4 protein-coding genes and 1 pseudogene are annotated in these 5,981 nt (G+C 71.5%); all 5 read right to left on the bottom strand.

Annotation, left to right across the window (positions count from 1 at the left end):
* A pseudogene (locus tag ABS52_19570) lies at window positions 1-2,066 on the bottom strand (hypothetical protein).
* A gap of 101 nt (window positions 2,067-2,167) precedes the next feature.
* Window positions 2,168-3,109, bottom strand: coding sequence for a hypothetical protein (locus ABS52_19565; protein ODS99810.1), 942 nt, complete (start codon window positions 3,107-3,109; stop codon window positions 2,168-2,170).
* A 59-nt stretch (window positions 3,110-3,168) separates the two neighbouring features.
* Entirely contained in the window at window positions 3,169-4,644 is a 1,476-nt protein-coding gene (locus tag ABS52_19560; GenBank protein ODS99809.1) for a hypothetical protein, read from the bottom strand.
* A 57-nt stretch (window positions 4,645-4,701) separates the two neighbouring features.
* Window positions 4,702-5,160 carry a hypothetical protein gene (locus ABS52_19555; protein ODS99808.1) on the bottom strand — a complete coding sequence of 153 codons (459 nt, stop codon included), beginning with the start codon at window positions 5,158-5,160 and terminating at the stop codon, window positions 4,702-4,704.
* Window position 5,161: 1 nt separating this feature from the next.
* Window positions 5,162-5,875, bottom strand: coding sequence for a hypothetical protein (locus tag ABS52_19550; protein ID ODS99807.1), 714 nt, complete (start codon window positions 5,873-5,875; stop codon window positions 5,162-5,164).
* Window positions 5,876-5,981 lie beyond the last annotated feature (106 nt).

Here is a 5,981-nt window from a genome sequence, read left to right as displayed (position 1 = left end):
CCCGCGACGCCACCAATGACGCCGCCGATCGCGGGCAGCGCTGAGGCGATCCCGGCGCCGGACGAGAACAGCTTGCCGATGCCGCCCGCCTGGTCGGCCAGCTCGCCGATGCGGGAGAGGCTCGACGCCACCTGCACGGCGCTCCCGATCATCTTGGTCAGCGTCGCGTCGGCGCCGAGGAAGGCGGTCGCAATCCCGAACGCCGCGGACGCCACGTCCTGCACGATCGTGAGGAGCTGCGACGCGTGCTCGACCGTGCGCGCGTCGGCCGTCGCCTGATCGTGCGCGAGCTTCGCCTCCTCCCCCTGGATCTTCGCGATCTGCGCCTTGAGCGTGACCCGCCGGCGGTCCGCCGCCTCGCCCTTCTGGGTGAGGCCGAGTAACTCCGCTTCCTTCTCGCGCCGGAGCTCGCCCAGGGCGATCATCTGCCGGAGCGGGCCTGCCCCTGACGTGGCGATCGCGTCGAGCCGCTCGTCGAGGGCCGTTCCGCTGGTGCTGGCGTCGTCGAGCGCCTGCTTCAGCTCGAGGATCCGCTGGGCCACTTCCGGCGGTGCCTTGAGCTCGATCAAGCGGTCCCGGAGCTCCTGCGTCGCGATCGTCATCTCGTCCAGGACGGACGGCGTCAACGCGGCTTCGATCTTCCGCAGCTCGGCGGCCGCCTGGCGCCCCGTGATCGTCGCCAGCGTCTGGCGCGCCGCGGCCGCCGAGGCTTGCAGCTGCGCGAACTCCGCTGCCTGCTCCCGGGTCGGATTCTTGAGCTTCGCGAAGGCGTCCTCGATCTCGCGCACCTTGCGGTCGAAGGCCGTGAGCACCGACTCACCCCCACGCACCGACCCCACGAGGTCCTCCACGGCCTGCCGGACGTCGCGGAACGCCGCGGCGCCCTGCGCCGTCGCGTCTGCGCTACGCTTGCGCCGCTCCGCATCGCCTTCGGGCGACGTGGCCGTCACGCGAATCGCCTGCGGTCCAGCGCGCCCGGCGCGGGCGGGATTCTCGATCGCCTCCCGCGTGCGCGCGAAGTCCTCCTCGAGCCCCTGGAGTGTCTTGGCGACGCGGGCGCGCTCCTCCTTGGTCTTCGCGTCCAGCTGCCCGAACACGCCCGCCGAGGCGATCTGCTGATCGAGCGCCGCGAGCTCCGCGCGCAGGGCCCGGATGCCGTCCTTGTACCCGCCCGCCGCCGTCCCCTCGAAGAGCGTCTGCGCCCGCTGAACGAGCGCGGCGCTGTCCCCCGCATTCTGCAGCCGCGCGATCTCCTCCCGCGTCTCGTCCGCCGTCTTCCGCGCCTCTTCGCGCGCCTTGGTGAAGACGCCGATGATGGCGTTCGCCGCGACCGCCGCGGCCACGACGAGGGCCCCGCCGGCGCCCAGGAAGCCCGCCAGCGATGTGGCGCCCAGCAGCACCGACTTGAGGCTCCCGGCCGACACGTTGCCGGATTGCACGATCGAGCTGGCCGCCGTCACCACCTGCAGCGCGGTCCCCGACCAGCGCGACCCCAGCACCTTGATGGACTCGCCCGCGCCCTGCGTCGTGCGCCCCATCGCCGTGACGGCGTTCGTGGCGCGCGCCGTGGCGCCGACCAGCGTCACCTGCGTCTGCGCGAGCACGGCCTCGAGGCGGATGCGCTGCTCCAGGGAGAGGTTCCCCTGGTCGAGGCGCCCCTTGAGGAGCTGCTCGATGCCGGCGAGCTGCGTGAGCGACTGCTGCCGCGTGCCCGCGATCTGCGCGCCCTGACCGTAGAGCCGCACCTGCGCGCTCAGCGCACCCAGGGATTCCGCCGAGGCCTCGGCCACGGCCTCGGTCTGCTTGGCGAGGACGGCGGCCGAGATCCCCGAGGCATCCATCTGCTTGCCCAGCGCGGCCACCGCGGCCTTGAGCTCGCGCTCGACCTCGTCGGTCAGCTCCACGACGGCGGCCCGCAGCGCACCCACCGGGACGCCGGCGGCCCGCGCCTGCTCCTCCAGCTGGTCGAGCACGGTGCTCTGCTCGGCCACGACCGCCTGCGTCCCCGCGTCGGCGCGCGCGCCTAACGTGTAGTACAGCTGGGCGATCTCGACCTGTTGCGCCATCCGCCGTCACGCGAGCAGACACGAACGGGCCAGCACGGGCCGAGAAGTTGGGAGGAGCTGGGAGGACCTGCGCCGAATCTACTGCCGCCTGCCGCGCGCGCCTACCGCACACGTCCCGCGCGCTCCTGCTCCGCCTCCGCCGCGGCCTTCGCCTTGGCGGCGGCGTAGGCCTTGGCCTCGGCGTCGGCCGACACGGCCCGCGCGACCAGGAGACCCACGAGCGCCCGATCCCGCATCAGCTGCTGGGCGCTGACCGTCCAGAGGGCGTCGCGCGCCAGCCCCGAGAAGAACGTGCGCCAGGTGCCGCTGGCGAGCTCCCCCTCGCCATCCAGATCCACCACGCGCCGCAGCGTCTGGATGGCGAGGGCATGCAGGCGATGATGCGCTGCCTGGATGCGCAGCGAATCGACGGCATGGAGTGCGAGATACAGCGCCGGGACCTCGGGGCGCGGCGTGACGGCGGGCTCGAAGGGGAGCCGGGGGGCCGTCTCGCTCGTGCAGATCCAGACGCACACGGCCCGCTGATAGCTGACCTCGTCGAGGATCTGCATCCGCAGGGCGAGGTCGTCCGGGCGCTCCGAGCCCGCCAGCGCCTGCGCGTGCCGGGCGAGGCAGGTGAGGAGGTCGTCCCGCGCGTCGAGATGGCGCAGCGCATGCTCCGACAGCGGTCGCACGACCAGCAGCGCCGGGCCCTCCGACGGCGGCGTGACGAGGGAGACCGCGATCGGCTCCTCGCGCAACGCGGCCAGGACGAGCGCATCGTCAGCCGCCGCTTCCGGGGCTGCCGGCGCGGCCCCCGATGCCCCGCGCGCCTCGATGCGGGCGTGCAGCCGTTGGAGGCGGCGGTAGTACGTGAGCCAGCCGTACGCGTCGGTGGCGGGATTCTCGGCGCCGCCTGGGCGGTACGGCGCGATCTCCTCGTCGCGTGCGAGCTGGAGGTGTTGCACGGTCCGCGCCAAGGTCTCGCACTCGCTGCGCAGGAAGGCGACCGGAACGACACGCGCCCGCGAGGGTCGCGGGCGCGTCGAGAGGGTACGGGCCATCGGGCCTCATCAGGGAAAGGGGGAAGCGCGGAGGAACGGGGCGGAACGGGGTGGCACGCCTACTGGTAGTTGAGCACCTGCAGTCCGCTGGTGGGGCGGAGGGTGAACGGCGCCTGCGGGATCGTCCCCTGGTTGGTCAGCTGCAGGACGAACTGCGTGATCGACTGCGCGCACGCCCACGCCCGGATCTCGAACGTCGAGCCGTCCGCGCAGAGCCCCTTGAGGTAGGCGCCATCGACCGGCGACCGGCCGACGAGCGCCCCCGTCATCGGGAGGCGATTCGCCACGATCGAGGCCTGCGAGATCCCGAGCGCGTACGCGAGCTGCGAGAGCGTGATGTCGATCGTCGCGAACGAGAGCGTCATGACCGCGCTCCCCGGTCGCGAGCCGATCGAGGTGGCGCTGATCGCGGTGCGGATCTTGTCGACCGAGCCCCCCACGTCGAGCTTGACGCCCTCCTGCGACACGCCGGCGAACGACACGCGTCCGGCCTCCACCACCGGTGTCCCCACCGGCTGCGTGCGAAACAGCGGCGTGCGCAGCACGAGGTTGGGCGCCGACACGGAGTCGATCTCGTGCCACTCGGCCTGATCGCCCGTCCCGATCTTGACGAGATCGCCGGGGGTTGCCCCCGTGACGGCCGCGCACTCGACCGTCTTCTGGCCCGCAGCGGCCGCCGCCGTCGCGACGGTGGTGCTGAGCGTGCCGGACGCGCTGAAGATCCCCACCTCGGTGATCGCGGTGAGCACCTTGTTCTTCGTGGGACGCAGTGACGCATCCACCGTGTAGCCGGGCGCGCCCGTGCCCGTGACACCGCCCGCCGCGGCGAGGACCTTCACCGGGATCGACGCGAGCTGGCCGCGCACCAGGGCGAGCGACATGCCCGTGTAGTCGGCATCGACGCCCCAGAGCTCGGTGTACGTGACGGTGCCGTCCATCAGCACGCCGATCACGGTGATGCCGACGTTGGGATCGGCGGCGAACTGATTGCCGTCGGTGGCGAACCCCTTGGGGTCGGCGACGGTCCCCGCGCCGCTCACGACCGAGCCCAGCATCCCGAACGCCAGCGGGAAGTTGTCGATCGACACGTTGGGCAGGGCGAAGCTCCCACCGAGATCCTTGTAGCCGTCGAGGATCGTGTACGGCAGGCGCTTGGTCGAGACGAGCACGTCCTGCGACTCGCCGTCGACCGTGACCGAGAACCCCGCGGCCTCGATGTCGCCGAAGTCGTAGGACACCATCTCGACCACCGCGTCCCCGGCCGCGTGGGCGTGCGTCGTGTTGTAGGCGAGGGTCGCCGTGAACGGCCCGGCGCCCGTGATGCCGGTGATGCGGTTCAGCTCCATCTCGTTGCCGTCGCCGACGCGGATGGTCTTGCCGATGGCGAACGCGGTGCCGGGGTTCGCGACGAGGTCGATGGAGTTGACCCCGGCGGCGACGGCGGCGTTGAGCGTGGTCACGCCGCCCGACGCCTTGTCGCGATGGATGAGCAGCTGCGAGTTGCGCTGGTAGACTTTCCCTTTCACGCTCGCCATGAGTGCGATCCTCGAGTACCGAGGTGACGGCGCGAGCGTGCGGCGCGGGTGATAGCGTTAGGCGGCCGGAGCGGTCGCCCAGATCGTATACAGGTTCCGCATGATCCGGAGCCCGCGCGTGGCCTCCGGCTCGGCGGCGGCGCCATCGCGGATCACCGGCGCGCGGACCACGGCATCGAGGCCGTGCGCCTGGAAGGCGTTCCACGTCAGCACGTCCCGGAGCCGCGCCGAGAGCTGGTTGATGACACGGGCCGCGTCGTTCCCCTCCGCGATCACGTCCAGCGTGAGGCTGACCTCGCGCTGGTCACCGATCCCCCCGACCTCCGTGTCCTGGCCATAGGCGTACACGACGATCGGGAGCGGGATCTCGGTGACGGGGTCCTCGGCGTCGTTCACGTCCTCGAACGGCACCACGAGCCGCGTCGCGCGCCCGCACAGCGCCTGCACCGTGGCGTCGGCGGACAAGATGGCGACGACGGCCGCGCTGAGTGGAGTGGCGAGGTCTCCGCGCATCACGTCAACAGGGAGTCAGGTGTCCGTGATGCAAGAAGCCGTGCCAGCCGCCGATGACGATGCTCCCGGCGCCCGCCTGGCAGGTGTTGCCGTTCTTGTCGACGTGCAACGTCGCCGGCTGCCGTGGATCGCCATGTCGCACCCAGCAGTAGTGCGAGCGCTCGAACCGATACCAGCCCGTGCCCTCACGCCCCTCCGGTGGTGGCACCGACACTTCCTGCGGGCGTGTGCAGTTGGACGCCTGACCATCGACCAACCAGTCGCCGCCGGGGGTCTTCACCATCAGGCAGATCCCGTCCGGGCCGCGCCACGCGTCCGTCATCCGGTGTGCATCCCACATCGCGCCGACCGGTGCGTCATAGAGCGTGTACAGCTTGCCGTCGGGGGCGCCGCGGTAGAGCGGGTGCGCGAAGAGCTGCTTCACGTCTTCCGTCGGGTGGAAGGCCCGCCCGCAACGCTCGCATCGATCCGGCCACAGCGGATCGTCGGCATGCACGCTCGCCCAGTGGTCGCTGGTGCCGTCCGGCCTCGCTTCCCATCCGGCGCCATTCACGTCGCCATGGAACGCGAGCGACCCGTCGATCGCGTCGTACTTGACCGCCATGGCGTTGCAATAGCCCTTGGTTGGTACCTGGGCCGGACAGTCGGAGCGATACCGCCGCAGCCACAGGCGTTGTAGGTCCGTCCGCTCCAGCCAGAACACCGGAATGCGATGCATCAGCCCATGCCCCCCGCGACCGTGGCCACGGCCGCGCGCAGATCGTCGACAATCACGTCCGTCATCGCCGGCGCCGCGGCATCGAGTGATCGTTGCATGAAGGGCC

The organism is Gemmatimonadetes bacterium SCN 70-22 (genome assembly GCA_001724275.1).
Lineage (GTDB): Bacteria > Gemmatimonadota > Gemmatimonadetes > Gemmatimonadales > Gemmatimonadaceae > SCN-70-22.
This window is presented reverse-complemented; position numbering and strand designations above follow the sequence as displayed.